Raw genomic sequence first — 16,683 nt, forward strand, 5'->3', positions numbered from 1 at the left:
GGTCACTCCGCGGGCCGGTCCTCCGGCCGGTCCGCGGGGAACGACGCCCGCAGCTCCGCCTTCATCGACCGCTGGAAGGCCGTCACCAGCGCCTGGACCACCATCGGCTGCATGTGCGCCGACAGTGACTTCATCGTCTCGACCTGCTCCGGGTCGGGGTCCGCCTCGCCGAACGGCTCCCACACCTCGTCGCGGAAGAGCCGGGTCAGCTCGCGCGCCACCGCGCGGGAGTGCTCCTGCACCACCTCCCGGGCGGTGAGCACCGTCTCCAGCCGGATCGGCACGTCGAGCAGCCGTACGCCGAGATGGAGGACGGCCGGGTCGACCCGGAAGGCGTCGCCGCCGCCCGCACCCGGTCCTGCGCCGTTCGCACCGGCGTCCGGCGGCGTACGCTCCAGCACCCCCATCGCGGCCAGCCGCGCCACGTCGTCGTCGGTCAGCGACCGCCCCGCCCGCCGCTCCAGCTCCGCCCGGCTCACCTCCGCCTCCGCGTCCGGCACCCAGGTGGCCACCAGCGCGCGGTGCAGCGCGTGGTCCTCGGCACTCAGCCCGGGCGGCAACTGCTGCACGTACCGCTCGATCGCCGCCAGCGTCAGCCCCTGGTGCTGCAACTCCTCGATGAGCGCGAGCCGGGACAGGTGCTCGGGGCCGTAGCGACCCACGCGCCGCGGGCCGATGGCCGGCGGGGGCAGCAGCCCGCGGGTGGAGTAGAAGCGGACCGTGCGCACGGTGACGCCCGCGCGTGCGGCCAGTTCGTCCACGGTCAGCCCGGCCGCCTCCGTCTCCTGGGTCATGGTCCAACAATATTGCTGTCTCACCGATCCTGTGAAAGACCGCGGCGACCCCCGATGCCCGCCGGCCGCCGGGACTTCGTGCGCGAAGGCTTCTGCGGCGCGTCACCCTCCGCTATCTTCTGGCCACCCTCATCGCTCTCCGCCCTGGGAGACCGCCCATGCGCATGCGCGCCCCCCGCCTCACCGTGCTCCGCACGGTCACGCTCGCGGCCTGCGCGGCGGCCGTCGTGTTCGCACCGCTCACCGGCCCGCCCGCGGAGGCCGCCAACCCGCCGCGCACCGGCTTCGAGGAGAGCGGCGGCGCCCGCTGGACCAGCGAGCAGGAGGAGGCGGACTTCCTCGCGACCGTGGCCCGGGACAGCCGGCGCGTCGCCGTCGACCGCATCGGCACCACCGAGCAGGGCCGCCCGCTGAACCTCGTACGCATCGGCGCCCCCCGCCCGCCCACGCCGGCGCAGGCCGCCCGCGGCAGCGTCGTCCTGCTCATCTGCAGCCAGCACGGCGACGAACCGGCGGGCCGCGAGGCGTGCCTGACCAGCCTGCGCGACCTCGCCTACGCCAAGGACGGCGCGACCCGCCGCTTCCTGGCCCGCAACTCCGTCCTCGTCGTCCCCAGCGCCAACCCCGACGGCCGCGCCGCCGACACCCGCGGCAACGCCGCCGGCGTCGACGTCAACCGCGACCACGTCGCGCTGGAGACCGCCGAAGGCCGCGCCATGGCCGCCGTCATCCGCGACTACCGCCCCGACGTCATCCACGACCTGCACGAGTTCGGCGCCGTCGAGCCGTACTACGTCAAGGACGTGCTCGCGCTCTGGCCGCGCAACCTCAACACCGACGACGGCGTCCACCGCGAGGCCCGCCACCTGACCGAGGACCACGTCTTCGAGGACGTCGGCGAAGCCGGCCACAGCACCGGCGTCTACGGCATCTACACCGACCCGCAAACCGGCGAGCCCGTCCGCCAGGTCGCCGGCGACGGCCAGGAGCGCATCCTGCGCAACACCGCGGGCCTCAAGCACGCGGCCGGGCTGCTGGTCGAGACGCGCACCACGGCCCTCACCGACGACGAGCGCGACGACCCCGCCGCCAACCACCGGCGCCGCGTCAGCTCCCAGCTCATCGCGCTCGACGCCACGTTCACCTACGCCTCGGACCACCGCGGGCGGCTGGCGACCGCCACCGCCGCGGCCCGCGCCCGCGGCCTCGCCGACCGGGGGCCCGTCTACCTCGGCGGCGCCGACAACGAGCCGCCCGCGCCGGGGCAGGTCATCGACGACCCGCCCTGCGGCTACGAACTCGACGCCGCGCAGTACGAGGAGGTCGGCGACGAACTGGCCCTGCACGGCGTCGAGGCCCGCGAACGGCGGGACGGCGGCGCGCTGGTGAAGCTGCGGCAGCCGCTGCGGGCGCTGGTGCCGCTGCTGCTGGACCAGCGCGCGGGGTACGAACTGGCGGACGGCAGGCCCGTCGAACGCTGCCGCTGAGCGGGGGAGGCCTGCCGGGCGGAGGACAGGGGCGGCCGCCCCGGCGCGTACGACCGCTGCGCGTACAGGGGCTCTGCTGTCGGTGGGGCCGCCTACCCTTGGGCGGGTGCGCGGGGGTTGGGGGTTGCCGTGCTTACCGTGATGGTCCCGCCAGCAGCCCCGCGGCCTCCTCCGCGCAGCCCCACGCCACCGTCACCCCGGCGCCCCCGTGCCCGTAGTTGTGCACGCACAGCGCCCCGCCCGGCAGTTGCTCCGCCTCCAGCCGCACGGCGGGCCGGGCCGGGCGGAGTCCCACGCGGTGGCCGAGGACGCGGGCGCGGGCGACCTCCGGGAGGATGCGCGCGCAGCGCGCCACGATGCCCTCCGCGACCGCCGGGTCGGGCTCGGTGCCCCAGGCATCCTCGACGGCCGTGCCGCCGAGGACGAGCCCGTACGGCTGCGGGAGCGCGTACAGCGTCGCGGTCGCCTCCTTGTACGCAGAGACCACCCACTCCTCGACGCCGGGGTTCTCCACGACGACGAGCTGCCCCTGCACCGGGCGCACGCCCGGGTCCGGGACGAGTTCGCGGGCGCCGAGGCCGGTGCAGTTGACGACGTACCCGGCCGCCCGTCCGGCCTCGTCGAGCGAGCCGGCGGAGCGCCGTTCGATCCGGCCTCCGGCCGCGGCCAGCCGGTCGCGCAGGTGGGCGAGGTGCGTGGCGGTGTCGATGATCGGCACCGTCGCGCGCACGCCCGTGGCGTACCCGCCGGGCAGCTCCACGGGGTCCGCCGCCCGCACGTCGCGCAGGGCCCGCCGCCACGGTCCGAGCCCGGCGGTCTCGGCGCCGAGCTGCAGCCCCGTCCGCATCCGCACGCCCGTCGCCGCGGCGTGCTCCGCCTGCCGCGCGTACACCTCGAACGACCGCACCGACCAGTCCGCGACCCGGTGTTCGGGCTCGATCCGGTACGGCCACCACAGCCCGCCCGCGACGGCCGACGTCGTCTCCTCCGCCGGCTCCCGCGCCCACACCGTGACCTGCCGCCCGCCTTCTGCGAGGACGACCGCACTGGTCAGGCCGATGATGCCGCTGCCGAGCACGATGACTTCGGAATCCATCCCGGCAGTCTGCCGCACCGGTCGCGATCACGCGCGGGGGTGGTGGACAGCCGAGGATGATCGCTACCCTGTTCGCATGTCGAACTACGTGAGTACTGCAAGCGTTCGGGGGGCGCGCGCCCCGCGCCGATGAGCGCCCGCCCGGGGGTCCGCCGGGCCGGCAGGGACGCGCCGGCCATCCGCACCCGCACACCCCGCGAGCTGAAGCGCAGCCGCCGCCCCCGCGCCCACTCCTGCTGGGACCACCTCTACGCCGCCCCGCTCTGGCCGCTCCACGGCGCCAACCTCGGTACGCTCCTGCGCACCTGCGACGCCGTCGGCGCCTGCCTCGTCGTGCCCCGCTTCCCCTGGGTGCCCGAGGCGCTGGCCCGCGGCAACACCCTGCGCCGCCCGGTCTGCGTGCACTGGACCGGCGACCCGCTGCGCTGGCTGGAGCGGCAGCGCGCCGCGGGCAAGTCCGTCCTCGGCGTCGAACTCGCCGACGAGGCCGTGCGCCTGGCCGACCTGCCGGCCGCGCGCCGCGCCACGGTGATGGTCCTCGGCCACGAGCAGCACGGCATCCCGCCGGACGCGCTCGACTATCTCGACGAGGCCGTCGAGATACCCATGGTCGGCACCGGCGCCAGCCTCAACGTCGCCGTGGCCGGCTCCCTCGTCCTCTACCGGCTGGCCGGGCTGCTGTGACCGGTGACGCCCTGCTCATGGCCGGAGTGCTGCTGCTCGGCGCGTCCGTGCAGCGGCTCGCGGGCATCGGCCTCGCGCTGGTCGCCGGTCCGGCGCTGGCGCTGGTGCTCGGCCCGGCCGAGGGCGTCCGGCTCTCCAACGTCGCCGCCGGCGCCATCAGCGCGTTCGGGCTGGCCACCGTCTGGCGGCAGGTCAGGCCCGGCGCCATGGTGCCGCTGCTGGCCGCCGCGATCTGCACGGTGCCGATCGGCGCCGTCACGGCCGCCCGGCTGCCCGCGCCCGTACTGCTGACCGGGATGGGCGCCATGGTCTGCGGCGCCGTGGGGCTCGTGATGGCCGGCGCCCGCGCCGAGTCCCTGCGCGGCAGGGGCGGGGCGGTCACGGCGGGCGCGGTCAGCGGCTTCATGAACTCCTCGGCGGGCATCGGCGGCCCCGCCGTCTCGCTGTACGCCGTGAACGCGGGCTGGACCGTGCGGGAGTTCGTCCCGAACGCGCTGTTCTACGGCGTCGTCATCAACATCGTCTCGGTCACCGCCAAGGGGCCGCCGGACCTGGAGCCCGGCGCCTGGGCGCTGTGCGCCGCCGCCGTCGCGGCGGGCGCCCTCATCGGCCGCGCCCTCGGCGACCGGGTGCCCGAGGCGCCCGCGCGCCGGCTGGTGCTGATCCTCGGACTGGCCGGCGGCGCGGCGACGCTGACGAAGGGCCTCATGGGCCTGTGACGTGGCGCCGTTCTGCGGCACCGTACGGCGGCACCCTCGCCGGTTCCCGTGTGCTGCCCGCGGGGGCCGCATGCCCGCCCGCCGCCGACGCGGCGACCGCGGTGCCACACCTCCCGGCGGGAGGGGAGCCCGGCGCGGGCCGGGCCCCGCTCACCGCGGTGCGGCGGACGGGGCCCGGCGGGTGCTCGCTCCGGTGGCCGTGCAGCGATCAGCGCTTGCCGCGGCGGCCGTTGCCACCGCCACCGCCACCGCCGCTGCCCCGGCCACCGCCGCCGAGCAGACCGGCGCGGCGCAGCGCGTCCGCCATCTCGCTGTTCTGCGGCTGCGCCTCGCGCCGCCGACCGCCGCCACCACCGCCACCGCCGCCGCGCTGCCGTCCGCCTCCGCCGCCCTGGCCGCCCTGACCAGCGCCGCCCTGGCCGCCGCCGCCCTGGCCGCCGCCCCGCTGCCGCGGCGGGCCCTGCCGGTCGCGCTCGCGCCCGCCGCCCCGGCCGCCGCCGCCCGCCGGCTTGCCCGGCTCGTCGTCCAGCCGCAGCGTCAGCGAGATCCGCTTCCGCGGCACGTCCACGTCCAGCACCTTCACCTTCACGATGTCGCCGGGCTTGGCGACCTCGCGCGGATCCTTCACGAACGTCTTCGACATCGCCGACACGTGCACCAGCCCGTCCTGGTGCACGCCCACGTCGACGAACGCCCCGAACGCGGCCACGTTCGTCACGACGCCCTCCAGCACCATCCCCTGCTGCAGGTCGCCGATCTTCTCCACGCCTTCCTTGAACACCGCCGTCCGGAACGCCGGCCGCGGGTCGCGCCCCGGCTTCTCCAGCTCCTTGAGGATGTCCGTCACCGTCGGCAGCCCGAAGCGCTCGTCCGTGAAGTCCTGCGGCTTCAGCGACCGCAGCGTCCGCGTGTCACCGATCAGCGCCGCCACCTCCGCGCCGCCCGCCTTCACCATCCGCCGCACCACCGGGTACGCCTCGGGGTGCACGCCGGAGGCGTCCAGCGGGTCGTCGCCGCCGCGGATGCGCAGGAAGCCCGCGCACTGCTCGAACGCCTTCGGCCCGAGCCGCGGCACGTCCTTCAGGGCAACGCGGCTCGTGAACGGCCCGTTGGAGTCGCGGTGCGCCACGATGTTCTCCGCGAGCCCCGCGCCGATGCCGGAGACCCGCGCCAGCAGCGGCGCCGAGGCGGTGTTGAGGTCGACGCCCACGCCGTTGACGCAGTCCTCCACGACCGCGTCCAGGGAGCGCGACAGCTTCGCCTCCGACAGGTCGTGCTGGTACTGGCCGACGCCGATCGACTTCGGGTCGATCTTCACCAGCTCGGCCAGCGGGTCCTGCAGCCGCCGCGCGATGGACACCGCGCCGCGCAGCGACACGTCCAGCTCGGGCAGCTCCTGCGAGGCGAACGCGGACGCCGAGTACACCGACGCGCCGGCCTCCGAGACCATCACCTTCGTCAGCTTCAGCTCGGGCTGCGCGGCGATCAGGTCGGCGGCCAGCTTGTCGGTCTCCCGTGAGCCCGTGCCGTTGCCGATGGCGACCAGCTCCACCGCGTGCACGCGCGCCAGTTCGGCCAGGACGGTCAGCGACTCGTCCCACTTGCGGTGCGGCGCGTGCGGATAGACCGTCGCGGTGGCGGCGACCTTGCCGGTCGCGTCCACGACAGCGACCTTCACGCCCGTACGCAGCCCGGGGTCCAGGCCCAGCGTGGCGCGCGTGCCCGCCGGCGCGGCCAGCAGCAGGTCCCGCAGGTTGGCGGCGAAGACGTCCACCGCCTGGTCCTCGGCGGCCGTCCGCAGCCGCAGCCGCAGGTCGATGCCGAGGTGCACCAGGATGCGCGTGCGCCACGCCCAGCGCACCGTCTCGGCGAGCCAGGTGTCGGCGGGCCGGCCCCGGTTCTCCACCCCGAACCGCGCCGCGATGGCGCGCTCGTACGCCGACGGGCCCTCCTGCTCCGCCTCCGCGGGCGCATCGGGCTCCAGCGCGAGGTCGAGGACCTCCTCCTTCTCGCCGCGGAAGAGGGCGAGGATCCGGTGCGAGGGCAGGTCGGTCAGCGGCTCGGCGAAGTCGAAATAGTCGGAGAACTTCGCGCCCGCCTCCTCCTTGCCCTCGCGCACCTTTGCGGCCGCGCGGCCGTGCGTCCACATCCGCTCGCGCAGCTCGCCGATCAGGTCGGCGTCCTCGCCGAACCGCTCGGTGAGGATCGCCCGCGCGCCCTCCAGGGCCGCGGCCGGGTCGGCCACGCCCTTGTCGGCGTCCACGAACGCCGTGGCCGCCGCGAGCGGCACCACCGACGGATCGGTGAGCAGCCCGTCCGCCAGCGGCTCCAGACCGGCCTCGCGAGCGATCTGCGCCTTCGTCCGCCGCTTCGGCTTGTACGGCAGGTAGACGTCCTCCAGCCGCGCCTTGGAGTCGGCGGCGCGGATCTGCGCCTCCAACTCCTCGGTCAGCTTGCCCTGCCCGCGCACGGACTCCAGGATCGCCGCCCGCCGCTCCTCCAGCTCCCGCAGATAGCGCAGCCGCTCCTCCGCCGTGCGCAACTGGGCGTCGTCGAGCATCTCCGTCGCCTCTTTGCGGTAGCGGGCGATGAACGGCACGGTGGCGCCGTCGTCGAGCAGCCGCACCGCCGCAGTGATCTGCCGCTCGCGTACGCCGAGCTCCTCGGCGATCCTGGCCTCAATCGATACCGACGCCGTCACGTCCGCCCCGCTTTCTGTCATCTGTGGCGGAGTGCATTGTGGCAGGTCCGACTGACAGCCGGGCGCGCGGCGGGAGGTGTCCCGGTCGTCCGGCGGGTCGCAACGGCCCGGGGCACGTTCCCGACTGTGGCGGGAAAGCGCCCCGGGCCTGGCCCGGACCGGGGTCAGACGGCGCGGCGGCGGGGCCTCCGGCCGCCGCGCGACGCGCCGCCGAACAGACGGGCGACAAGTCGGAAGGGAAGCGTCACGATCGTGGCAAGGGCGCCGCCGATCATGCGCAGGATGTCGGCGATGGCTCGCATGACTGTCCTCCTCGCTGCTCGGGTCGAGAGCTGCGAGTAGCCCGCCGCGGCGTTGCGTAAACACCGCCGCGCGGCCCGGCCGAGCGCCTCAGTCCTTGCCGAAGATGTCCTTGGGCATCGCCCCTGCGGCCAGCGCGGCCGCGGTGAAACCGGTGGCCAGCTCGGTCAGCCGGGCCACGCCCGCGGCGCCCAGCCGCGCGTACGGCGCGAGGTCCACCCGGTCCGTCTCGTCCTCCAGCCCCTTGCGCAGGGCCGTCCCCGCCTCCGTCAGCTCGCCGTCCGCGGCGAGCAGCCCGCGGGCCCGCAGCCGCTCCTGCGCGTCCGCCCACTCCTCGGCCTCCCAGCCGCGCGAGTACCGGGCGAACTCCGGTGTGAAGCCGAAGCCGGACGCGGTGTGGGTGATCTGCGACTCCAGCCCGTCGAGCCCGGCGTGGGCCAGCACCGCGTTGTGGCTGTCGCCGCGGTGCTCGCGCAGTTGGGTGGCGGCGTGCCAGAGCACCAGGTGCGGCGCGTCCGGCACCGGCTGCCCGGCCTCGACCGCGTACAGCATCCGCCCGGCGCGCTCGCCGCCCGCCGCCGCACGCTGCGCCAGCTCCGCGGCCTCGGCCAGCTCCGGGGAGGCGATCGCCTCCTCACCCAGCAGTCGCCGCAGCACGGCGTCGGCGACGCGCAGCCGGGCCGCCAGCACCGTGGCCGGGTCCGCGGTCGTCCACGCGGCGGGCAGGTACCGCGCGGCCAGGCGGTGGCTGTAGTTGTAGAAGGCGGCGGCCACCGCGCCGGGTCCGACGGGGCCCATGGCGGCGGACCTGGCGGTGAAGTACGCGCCGTGCCAGTCGTCGATGCCGATGCCCGCGAACTCCTCGGTGAACTCCGGCGCGAAGTAGATCGCCGAGTGCAGCGGGTTGAGGACCTGGTGGCAGCGGCGGGCGGCGCGCGGCGGGAGTGACGTCATGCGGCCAGGCTACTGAGCGCACGCTTAGCAAGAGAAGGGGGCGGCACGGGGGGATGGCAGGAAAGGTGGGATCTTCGTCATTGCTGCCGCACGCGCCCGGGGCCACGATGGAGCGCATGGCAGCCCGCACCGTTCTCTTCGTGCTCTTCGACGACGTCCAGACCCTCGACCTCACCGGCCCGCTCGAGGTCTTCGCGGGCGCCGAGCGGGCCGCCCCCGGCACGTACGACATCCGCACGGCCTCCGCCGGCGGCGCCCCGGTGCGCTCGTCCTCCGGGCTCAGGCTGACGCCCGACGGCGGGCTGGCGGACGCCCCCGCGCCGCACACGCTCGTCGTCCCCGGGGGCTACGGCGCCCGCCGCCCGCAGCCGGACATCACCGCCTGGCTGCGCGACCGGGCGCCCCGCGCCCGGCGGGTGGTCTCCGTCTGCACCGGCGCGGAACTGCTCGCCGGCGCCGGGCTGCTGGACGGGCGCCGGGCCACGACCCACTGGGCGTACTGCGCCGAACTCGCCCGCCGCCACCCGGCCGTCGAGGTCGATCCCGATCCGATCTTCATCCGCGACGGCGACGTGGCCACCTCCGCCGGGGTCACCTCCGGCATCGACCTCGCGCTCGCCCTCGTCGAGGAGGACCTGGGCCGCGACGTCGCGCTCCTCATCGCCCGCCACCTGGTCGTGTTCCTGCGCCGCCCGGGCAACCAGGCGCAGTTCAGCGCCCAGCTCGCCGCCCAGACCGCGCAGCGGGAGCCGCTGCGCGAGGTCCAGCAGTGGATCGACGAACACCCCGGCGGCGACCTGTCCGTGGACGCACTCGCCGGCCGCGCCGGCCTCTCCCCGCGCCACTTCGCCCGCGCCTTCCGGGCCGAGACGGGCGTGCCGCCCGGACGGTACGTCGACGGCGTGCGGCTGGAGGCGGCCCGCCGGCTGCTGGAGGACAGCGCGTACGGCGTCGAGGAGGTCGCCCGGCACTGCGGCTACGGCACCCCGGAGTCGATGCGGCGCGCATTCGTCCGGGCCCTCGGCGCCTCGCCCGCCGAGTACCGCCGCCGCTTCGCCGCCGCCTGAACCCGCCCCACCACCCGCGCAGAACCACCCCGGAAGAGGAGCCATGCAGATCGCGATCCTGCTCTACGACGGCCTCACCGCCCTCGACGCCGTCGGCCCGTACGAGATCCTCGCGCGGCTCGGCGGCGCCGAGACCGTCACGGTCGCCGCCGCCCGCGGCCCGGTCGCCAACGACGTCGGCAGCCTCACCATGGTCGCCGAGGCCGCGCTGGACGAGGTCCCGAGCCCGCAGATCGTCGTCGTCCCCGGCGGTCCTGGCCAGGTCGCGCAGATGACCGACGGGCCGCTGCACGAGTGGCTGCGGGCCGTGGACGAGCACACGCTGTGGACCACGTCCGTCTGCACCGGCTCGCTGATCCTCGGCGCCGCCGGCCTGCTGCGCGGGCGCCGCGCCACCTCGCACTGGCTCGCCCTCGAACAGCTCGCCGCGCACGGCGCGCGACCGACCGGCGAACGGGTCGTCCTCGACGGCAAGTACGTCACCGCCGCCGGCGTCTCCGCCGGCATCGACATGGCCCTGACCCTGGTCGGGCGGATCCAGGGGGACGCCATGGGACAGGCCGTCCAGCTCGCCACCGAGTACGACCCGCAGCCGCCCTACGACGCGGGGGCGCCGGAGAAGGCGCCGGCGGAGGTCGTCCGGCTGCTGCGCTCCCGCAGCCGGTTCGTCCTCGAAGGCGTACGGGAGTGACTCCCCGGCGGGCCGGCGCGGCGGGGGTCAGACCGACCAGGTGAAGCGCGGCTCGCGGCGCTCCAGGAAGGCGGCGACGCCCTCCGCCGTGTCCCCGGCCGCGCGCGCCTCCCGCGCCCAGCGCGCGATGCGCGCCGCGTCCGGGGACGCGGCCCCGCCGTCGGCGGGCGGGCCCCCGTCCCCGTACACCGGGGCCGTGTCGGCGAACTCCTTCGCCGCAGCCTGCGTGAGCTGCGAGCGGCGCGCCAGCACCGCGGTGAACTCCGCCACCCGCGCGCCGAGTTCCGCCGCGGGCAGTACCTCGTCCGCCAGGCCGGTGCGCAGCGCCCGCGCCGCGTCGACCAACTCGGCGGAGAACAGCAGGTACTTCGCCGTCGCCGGACCCACCAGCCGTACCAGCCGGCGGGTCGCGCCGGCCGGGTAGACGATGCCCAGCTTCGCCGGCGTGACCCCGAACAGCGCGTCGTCTGCGGCGAACCGCAGGTCGCAGGCCGCCGCGAGCTGGCAGCCGCCGCCCACGCAGTGCCCGCGCACGGCGGCCAGCGCCGGCTTGGGGAAGGCGGCGAGCGCCTCCTCCGCGGCCTCGGCGAGACCCTGCGTGCCCTCGCTGCCCGCCCGCAGCGAGCCGATGTCGGCGCCCGCGCAGAACGTGCCGCCCGCGCCCGTGAGCACCAGCGCGCGCACCGCCCGGTCCGCCGCGAGTCCCGCCAGCAGCCCGGGCAGCGCGCGCCACATGTCCGGCGTCATCGCGTTGCGCTTGGCCGGGTTGCTGATGACCACGGTCGCCACGCCGCCGTCGACGCCGCACCGCAGCTCGCCTTCGCTCATGACCGGCAGCTTCTCACGACCGGGCGCGCACCCCGGGACGGGCCGCGGGAGCCGTCCCTGCGCGCGCCCCGCCTACAGCGGTTCGATGTCGCTCAGCTCCTCCTCCAGCAGCAGCCAGCGCGTGATGCCGATCTCGCGCAGGAACCGCACGTCGTGGCTGGCGACCACGAGCGCGCCCTCGTACGACTCCAGCGCCCTCACCAACTGCCGCACGCTGGCCATGTCCAGGTTGTTCGTCGGCTCGTCCAGCATCAGCAGCTGCGGAGCGGGCTCCGCCAGCATCAGCGCCGCCAGCGTGGCGCGGAACCGCTCCCCGCCCGACAGCGTGCCGACGATCTGGTCCGCCCGGCCCTGCCGGAACAGGAAGCGGGCCAGCCGGGCGCGGATCTGCTGGTTGGTCGCCGCGGGCGCCAGCAGGGCCACGTTCTCGACGATGCTCAGCGCGTCGTCCAGCACGTCGAGCCGCTGCGGCAGGTAGCGCAGCGGTACGTGCACCGCCGCCTCGCCCGCCACCGGCGCGAGCTGCCCGGCGACCGTGCGCAGCAGCGTGGACTTGCCCGCGCCGTTGCGCCCGGTCAGCGCGATCCGCTCCGGGCCGCGCACCTGCAGCGCCTCGACCCGTGCGCCGTAGCGCAGTTCGAGGTCGCGCAGCATGAGCACGTCCCGGCCGGCGGGGACGGCGGTGTACGACAGGTCGACGCGGATCTCGTCGTCGTCCCGTACCGCAGCCTCCGCCTCGTCGAGCCGCTCCCTGGCGTCCTTGAGGCGCTCCTCGTGCATGATGCGGTGCTTGCCGGCGGAGACCTGGGCCTCCCGCTTGCGCGCGTTCATCACGATCTTCGGCTCGCGCTTGTTCGCGAACTGCTTGTCGGCGTACCGCTTGCGCTTGCTCAGCTTCTCGTGCGCGTCCGCCAGCTCGCGCTTCTGCCGCTTGAGGTCCGCCTCGGCCGAGCGCACCGTGCGCTCCGCGGCCTCCTGCTCGACGGCCAGCGCCTCCTCGTACGCCGTGAAGTTGCCGCCGTACCAGGCGACTTCGCCGTCCCGCAGGTCGGCGACCTGGTCGACGCGGTCGAGCAGCTCGCGGTCGTGGCTGACGATCACCATCACGCCCGGCCAGGCCTCCACGGCCGCGTACAGCCGGCGGCGGGCCTTCAGATCGAGGTTGTTCGTCGGCTCGTCCAGCAGCAGCACGTCCGGACGCTGCATCAGCAGCGCGGCCAGCCGCAGCAGCACCGACTCGCCGCCGGAGACCTCGCCGATGGTGCGGTCGAGGCCGACGTGCGCCAGGCCGAGCTGGTCGAGGGTGGCGCGGGCGCGCTCCTCGACGTCCCAGTCGTCGCCGACGGCGGTGAAGTGCTCCTCGGCGACGTCGCCCGACTCGATGGCGTGCAGCGCGCGCCGCACACCGTCGATGCCCAGCACCGTGTCGACCCGCGCGGCGGTGTCGAGCACGAGGTTCTGCGGCAGGTAGCCGACCGTGCCCGCGGCCTTGACCGTGCCGGCGGCCGGGGCCAGCTCCCCGGCCATCAGCCGCAGCAGCGTGGACTTGCCCGTGCCGTTGCGGCCGATCAGCCCGGTGCGGCCGGGGCCGACCGCGAGGTCGAAGCCCTCGAAGACGGTCGTGCCGTCGGGCCAGGTGAAGGCCAGCCCGGTGCAGGTGACGGAGGTGGCCGCGTGCGGCGTGGAGGGATATGACATGGCGTCTCCCGGTGAGCTCGTTGGGGTGCGACGGGGCGGCGTCGGCACCGGACGGCGACCTGGGAGAGCCGGGTGGAACGGGAGCGGGAGCCGGGGGCGCCCTACAGGAGAGGAAGGTGGCTCGAGCCGTGAGGTCGCACGTGCCGCACACGGGAAATGCCGCGGGCACGGTGCCGTAGGGACCTCAGACGAGCAACACCTTCTCCAATCGTCGACTGCAGGGCACCGTGAAGGTACGACGGTTCAACGGGAATCGGCAACCGATTATTTCGATCGCAACGCAAGCCGGGCATGGCGCAGCCGGTCGGAAGGTGACGAAAGCCAGTCAAGTTCTGCGCGCAGGGGGGTTGAGCTCCGGTGATTGCCAACACTCGGAGGGTGAGTGGTGGTGAAAGCAGGTGCCGGCGGTGAACGACGGCGCGAGCCTGAGACCCGAGCCCGGCCAGGTGGTCCCGGCGGCGTACGAGGGCACCTGGAAGTTCGACGCCCCGGCGCTCGACTCCTCCGTGCCCCAGTCCCGGCACGCCGTACGCGACCTCCTCGTCCGCCGGCGTGTGCCCATCGGCGACGAACTGCTCCAGGGCGTGCTGCTGATCGTCTCGGAGCTGGTGACGAACGCGGTCCGGCACGCCGGGGTGCTCTCCCCGGAGATCGGCGTCGAGCTGTCGGTCAGCGCCGGCTGGGTCCGCGTCGCCGTCCAGGACCAGCACCCGTACCGCCCGAAGGCCCTCCAGGCGGACGACGACGAGACGGGCGGCCGGGGACTGCTGCTGGTCAAGACGATCACGAGCGAGGCGGGCGGCACCTGCGACGTGGCGCACACCGTCGACGGCGGGAAGGTGATCTGGGCCTCCCTCCCGCTCGCCGGCGTCACCAGCCGGACGCCGGCCCCGTCAACTCCCGGATGGCCGGCCTGGCCGCGTCCAGCACCGTCATGAACCACGCCGAGAACGGATCCCCGGCGTGCCGCTCGGCCAGCTCGTCCGCGGTGACGAAGGCGACCGCGCCGACCTCGTCGGCGGCCGGCCGCGGGGCGGTCCGCAGCAGCCCGGCGAAGAGGTGGTTGTACTCGTGCTCCACCAGCCCCGAGGCCGGGTCCGGGTGGTGGTACGTGACCGTCCCGGCCTCGGCGAGCAGCGCGGGCGAGACGCCCAGCTCCTCGTAGGTGCGGCGGGCCGCGGCGGCGAGCGGCGACTCGCCGGGGTAGGGGTGACCGCAGCAGGAGTTGGACCACACGCCGGGGGAGTGGTACTTGCCCGGCGCCCGCTGCTGGATCAGCATCCGGCCCGCGGTGTCGAAGAGGAACACGGAGAACGCCCGGTGCAGCCGGCCCGGAGCCTCGTGCGCGGACAGCTTCCCGGCGGTGCCGATCGTGGTGCCGTCCTCGTCGACGAGTTCCAGCATGATCTCTTCGGTGGTAGCGGCCGGCATGACCATCCTTTGCGTCCGATCTACGGCGTCCGGTGCGGGCGCCCCGGCCCCGCGGCCGGCGGAGCCGACGGAACGCCTCATTCAGTCTGCCTCACCGATCACGCCTCAATGACAGAGATGTGCCTCGTGCTCGGCGTGTCCGACGGGCTCGATCTGGAACGTGCAATGCTCGACATCGAAGTGATCGCCGAGGCACCCCTGCAGATCGTGCAGCAGCCTCTCCTGACCCACCGACTGCAGCACGTTCTCCTTGACCACGACGTGCGCCGATATCACCGGCATCCCCGAGGTGATCGTCCACACGTGCAGGTCGTGCAGCTCCACCACGCCCGGCAGCGCCAGGATGTGCGTGCGCACCTCGGAGACGTCCACGTCCTTGGGCGCCGCCTCCAGCAGCACGTCCAGCGCCTCGCGCAGCAGCTTGAACGTCCTCGGGATGATCATCGAGCCGATGGCGAGCGAGGCGACCGGGTCCGCGTACTGCCAGCCCGTGGTGACGATGACCAGCGCGGAGATGATCACGGCGACCGACCCCAGGGCGTCCGCCAGCACCTCCAGGAAGGCGCCGCGCACGTTCAGGCTCTCCCGCCGGCCGCGCATCAGCAGGGCCAGCGAGATCAGGTTGACCACCAGGCCCGCGGCACCGAAGGCGAAGGTCAGCCCGCCCTCGATCTCCGGCGGGTCCATGAAGCGGAGCACCGCCTGGTAGAGGATGTAGCCGCCGACGCCGAAGAGCAGCAGACAGTTGGCCAGCGCCGCCAGGATCTCGGCGCGGGCGAAGCCGAAGGTGCGCCGCTCGCTCGTCGGCCGGTTCGCGAAGTGGATCGCCAGCAGCGCCATGGAGAGACCGACCACGTCGGTCGCCATGTGCCCGGCGTCCGCGACGAGCGCCAGCGAGCCGGTGATCACCCCGCCGACCACCTGCAGACCCAGCACCGACGAGGTGAGGATCAGGGCGATGCGCAGCCGGCCGCGGTGTGCGGCCGAGGCCGTACCGCCGGCCGATCCGTGGGAGTGGTCGTGCCCTGCACCCATGCCGCATGCCCTCCGGTTCCCAGGCGGTCGCGGACAGGCCCTCGTGCCTGCCCGGCGATCTCAGTGAACTACGGGCAGGGGGTATTCGCCAAACCTTGACATGAAGTCGGTTTTCATCGTCTGACCTGCGGAAACGCTCCTGCGGACGTCTCGGCTGGTCAGCCGCGCCGTGCGGCGGGGTGGCTGTGCAGCCAGCCCGCCCAGGCGGTCTCGACCATGGCGCGCACGTCCAGCCGGGGGAGCCAGCCCAGCTCCTTGGCCGCCAGCTCGTACGAAGCGACCACGCGGGCCGGGTCCCCGGGCCGCCGGGCGTGCACCGCGGGCGGGTGCTCGCGGTGCCCGGTGACGTCGGCGACGACCTCGGCCAGCTCCCGGACCGACACCCCGGTGCCACTGCCGAGGTTCACCGTCAGGTCGCCGGTGACCGCGGGGGCCGCGACCCGGCGGGCCGCCGCCAGGTGCGCGTCGGCGAGGTCGACGACGTGGACGTAGTCGCGGATGCAGGTGCCGTCGGGGGTCGGGTAGTCGTCGCCGAAGATCCGCACGGGCTCGTGGGCGGTCAGCCGCTCGAAGAACATCGGGACCACGTTGTACACGCCGGTGTCCGCCAGCTCGGGCGCGGCGGCCCCGGCGACGTTGAAATAGCGCAGGCAGGCGGTGGCCAGCCCGTGCGCCCGGCCCGTGGCCCGCAGCAGCCACTCGCCGGCGAGCTTGGTCTCGCCGTACGGGTTGATCGGCAGGCAGGGGGTGTCCTCGGTGACCAGGTCGACGTCCGGCATGCCGTAGACGGCGGCGGAGGAGGAGAGCACGAAGCGGCGCACGCCCGCGGCCACCACGGCCTCCAGCAGCACGCCCAGGCCGTGCACGTTCTCCCGGTAGTACGAGAGCGGCTGCTCCACGGACTCGCCGACCTGCTTCTTCGCCGCGAGGTGCAGCACGCCCGTGACGTCGTACTCGGCGAAGGTGCGGTTGAGCAGCAGCCGGTCCAGGAACGTGCCGCGCACCAGCGGTACGTCCGCGGGCAGCCGGGCCGGGTTCCCGGTCGACACGTCGTCCAGCACGACGACCCGCTCCCCGGCGCCCGTCATGGCCCGCACGACATGCGCGCCGATGTAACCGGCCCCGCCGGTGATCAACCACGTCATGCCGGAACACTACCGCCCCGGTTTGGAGCACGGGTGCGAGCTGCGAAATGATG

The 16,683-nt window shown here is 74.7% G+C and carries 16 protein-coding genes; 6 read left to right on the top strand and 10 right to left on the bottom strand.

The window, feature by feature from the left end; translation table 11 throughout:
• Window positions 1-2: 2 nt before the first annotated feature.
• Window positions 3-794, bottom strand: a complete 792-nt coding sequence (locus tag LG396_RS25990; RefSeq protein WP_225796612.1) for a MerR family transcriptional regulator — start codon at window positions 792-794, stop codon at window positions 3-5.
• Window positions 795-952: 158 nt separating this feature from the next.
• On the opposite strand from LG396_RS25990, the gene LG396_RS25995 reads away from it, so the two are divergent.
• Window positions 953-2,281 (top strand): M14 family metallopeptidase, encoded by a 1,329-nt coding sequence (locus tag LG396_RS25995; protein ID WP_100301773.1) that lies wholly within the window; start codon window positions 953-955, stop codon window positions 2,279-2,281.
• 133 nt (window positions 2,282-2,414) lie between these two features.
• On the opposite strand, the gene LG396_RS26000 is transcribed toward LG396_RS25995, so the two are convergent.
• Window positions 2,415-3,377: an FAD-dependent oxidoreductase gene (locus LG396_RS26000; protein WP_225796613.1), complete on the bottom strand. Its 963-nt coding sequence runs from the start codon at window positions 3,375-3,377 to the stop codon at window positions 2,415-2,417.
• A gap of 129 nt (window positions 3,378-3,506) precedes the next feature.
• Between LG396_RS26000 and LG396_RS26005 the strand changes: the two genes are divergently transcribed.
• Together LG396_RS26005 and LG396_RS26010 are read left to right on the top strand one after the other, a co-directional pair.
• Window positions 3,507-4,061: a TrmH family RNA methyltransferase gene (locus LG396_RS26005; protein WP_018838726.1), complete on the top strand. Its 555-nt coding sequence runs from the start codon at window positions 3,507-3,509 to the stop codon at window positions 4,059-4,061.
• A gap of 17 nt (window positions 4,062-4,078) precedes the next feature.
• Window positions 4,079-4,780, top strand: coding sequence for a sulfite exporter TauE/SafE family protein (locus LG396_RS26010; RefSeq protein ID WP_020610504.1), 702 nt, complete (start codon window positions 4,079-4,081; stop codon window positions 4,778-4,780).
• Between the two features lie 208 nt (window positions 4,781-4,988).
• Here the strand turns inward: LG396_RS26010 and LG396_RS26015 are convergent, their stop codons facing one another.
• The 3 genes from LG396_RS26015 to LG396_RS26025 form a co-directional block, all read right to left on the bottom strand.
• On the bottom strand, window positions 4,989-7,502 hold the full coding sequence (locus LG396_RS26015) for a Tex family protein (protein ID WP_225796614.1): 2,514 nt from the start codon (window positions 7,500-7,502) through the stop codon (window positions 4,989-4,991).
• 143 nt (window positions 7,503-7,645) lie between these two features.
• Window positions 7,646-7,783 (bottom strand): LPFR motif small protein, encoded by a 138-nt coding sequence (locus LG396_RS26020; protein WP_018838723.1) that lies wholly within the window; start codon window positions 7,781-7,783, stop codon window positions 7,646-7,648.
• Between the two features lie 88 nt (window positions 7,784-7,871).
• Entirely contained in the window at window positions 7,872-8,735 is an 864-nt protein-coding gene (locus LG396_RS26025) for an SCO6745 family protein (protein ID WP_225796615.1), read from the bottom strand.
• A 116-nt stretch (window positions 8,736-8,851) separates the two neighbouring features.
• On the opposite strand from LG396_RS26025, the gene LG396_RS26030 reads away from it, so the two are divergent.
• Together LG396_RS26030 and LG396_RS26035 are read left to right on the top strand one after the other, a co-directional pair.
• Window positions 8,852-9,802: a GlxA family transcriptional regulator gene (locus LG396_RS26030; protein ID WP_199850274.1), complete on the top strand. Its 951-nt coding sequence runs from the start codon at window positions 8,852-8,854 to the stop codon at window positions 9,800-9,802.
• Between the two features lie 43 nt (window positions 9,803-9,845).
• Window positions 9,846-10,493 carry a DJ-1/PfpI family protein gene (locus tag LG396_RS26035; RefSeq protein ID WP_225796616.1) on the top strand — a complete coding sequence of 216 codons (648 nt, stop codon included), beginning with the start codon at window positions 9,846-9,848 and terminating at the stop codon, window positions 10,491-10,493.
• Window positions 10,494-10,520: 27 nt separating this feature from the next.
• Here the strand turns inward: LG396_RS26035 and LG396_RS26040 are convergent, their stop codons facing one another.
• A complete protein-coding gene (locus LG396_RS26040) occupies window positions 10,521-11,321 on the bottom strand; it encodes an enoyl-CoA hydratase/isomerase family protein (protein WP_018843794.1) in 801 nt (266 codons plus the stop codon).
• Window positions 11,322-11,393: 72 nt separating this feature from the next.
• Window positions 11,394-13,019 carry an ABC-F family ATP-binding cassette domain-containing protein gene (locus tag LG396_RS26045; RefSeq protein WP_225796617.1) on the bottom strand — a complete coding sequence of 542 codons (1,626 nt, stop codon included), beginning with the start codon at window positions 13,017-13,019 and terminating at the stop codon, window positions 11,394-11,396.
• Window positions 13,020-13,426: 407 nt separating this feature from the next.
• On the opposite strand from LG396_RS26045, the gene LG396_RS26050 reads away from it, so the two are divergent.
• Window positions 13,427-13,957, top strand: a complete 531-nt coding sequence (locus LG396_RS26050; RefSeq protein ID WP_018838717.1) for an ATP-binding protein — start codon at window positions 13,427-13,429, stop codon at window positions 13,955-13,957.
• Here the strand turns inward: LG396_RS26050 and idi are convergent.
• From idi to galE, 3 genes are all read right to left on the bottom strand, one after another.
• The gene (gene idi / locus LG396_RS26055; RefSeq protein WP_225796618.1) at window positions 13,890-14,450 is read right to left on the bottom strand and encodes an isopentenyl-diphosphate Delta-isomerase; all 561 of its coding nucleotides are present in this window, start codon (window positions 14,448-14,450) and stop codon (window positions 13,890-13,892) included. The two genes, LG396_RS26050 and idi, sit on opposite strands and share 68 nt — an antisense overlap.
• Window positions 14,451-14,555: 105 nt before the next feature.
• The gene (locus LG396_RS26060; protein WP_037751137.1) at window positions 14,556-15,485 is read right to left on the bottom strand and encodes a cation diffusion facilitator family transporter; all 930 of its coding nucleotides are present in this window, start codon (window positions 15,483-15,485) and stop codon (window positions 14,556-14,558) included.
• 158 nt (window positions 15,486-15,643) lie between these two features.
• Window positions 15,644-16,630: a UDP-glucose 4-epimerase GalE gene (gene galE / locus LG396_RS26065; protein ID WP_225796619.1), complete on the bottom strand. Its 987-nt coding sequence runs from the start codon at window positions 16,628-16,630 to the stop codon at window positions 15,644-15,646.
• Between the last annotated feature and the right edge of the window lie 53 nt (window positions 16,631-16,683).

Source organism: Streptomyces aculeolatus, assembly GCF_020400605.1.
Classification (GTDB): Bacteria; Actinomycetota; Actinomycetes; order Streptomycetales; family Streptomycetaceae; genus Streptomyces; species Streptomyces aculeolatus.

What these genes read in the sequence shown, in the direction of transcription:
- LG396_RS26035 (WP_225796616.1), top strand. Translation starts at nt 9,846, where the DNA reads ATGCAGATCGCGATCCTGCTCTACGACGGCCTCACCGCCCTCGACGCC.
- LG396_RS26005 (WP_018838726.1), top strand. Translation starts at nt 3,507, where the DNA reads ATGAGCGCCCGCCCGGGGGTCCGCCGGGCCGGCAGGGACGCGCCGGCC.
- LG396_RS26040 (WP_018843794.1), bottom strand. Translation starts at nt 11,321, where the DNA reads ATGAGCGAAGGCGAGCTGCGGTGCGGCGTCGACGGCGGCGTGGCGACC.
- LG396_RS26030 (WP_199850274.1), top strand. Translation starts at nt 8,852, where the DNA reads ATGGCAGCCCGCACCGTTCTCTTCGTGCTCTTCGACGACGTCCAGACC.
- LG396_RS26060 (WP_037751137.1), bottom strand. Translation starts at nt 15,485, where the DNA reads ATGGGTGCAGGGCACGACCACTCCCACGGATCGGCCGGCGGTACGGCC.
- galE (WP_225796619.1), bottom strand. Translation starts at nt 16,630, where the DNA reads ATGACGTGGTTGATCACCGGCGGGGCCGGTTACATCGGCGCGCATGTC.
- LG396_RS25995 (WP_100301773.1), top strand. Translation starts at nt 953, where the DNA reads ATGCGCATGCGCGCCCCCCGCCTCACCGTGCTCCGCACGGTCACGCTC.
- LG396_RS26010 (WP_020610504.1), top strand. Translation starts at nt 4,079, where the DNA reads ATGGCCGGAGTGCTGCTGCTCGGCGCGTCCGTGCAGCGGCTCGCGGGC.
- LG396_RS26020 (WP_018838723.1), bottom strand. Translation starts at nt 7,783, where the DNA reads ATGCGAGCCATCGCCGACATCCTGCGCATGATCGGCGGCGCCCTTGCC.
- idi (WP_225796618.1), bottom strand. Translation starts at nt 14,450, where the DNA reads ATGCCGGCCGCTACCACCGAAGAGATCATGCTGGAACTCGTCGACGAG.
- LG396_RS26025 (WP_225796615.1), bottom strand. Translation starts at nt 8,735, where the DNA reads ATGACGTCACTCCCGCCGCGCGCCGCCCGCCGCTGCCACCAGGTCCTC.
- LG396_RS25990 (WP_225796612.1), bottom strand. Translation starts at nt 794, where the DNA reads ATGACCCAGGAGACGGAGGCGGCCGGGCTGACCGTGGACGAACTGGCC.
- LG396_RS26000 (WP_225796613.1), bottom strand. Translation starts at nt 3,377, where the DNA reads ATGGATTCCGAAGTCATCGTGCTCGGCAGCGGCATCATCGGCCTGACC.
- LG396_RS26015 (WP_225796614.1), bottom strand. Translation starts at nt 7,502, where the DNA reads ATGACAGAAAGCGGGGCGGACGTGACGGCGTCGGTATCGATTGAGGCC.
- LG396_RS26045 (WP_225796617.1), bottom strand. Translation starts at nt 13,019, where the DNA reads ATGTCATATCCCTCCACGCCGCACGCGGCCACCTCCGTCACCTGCACC.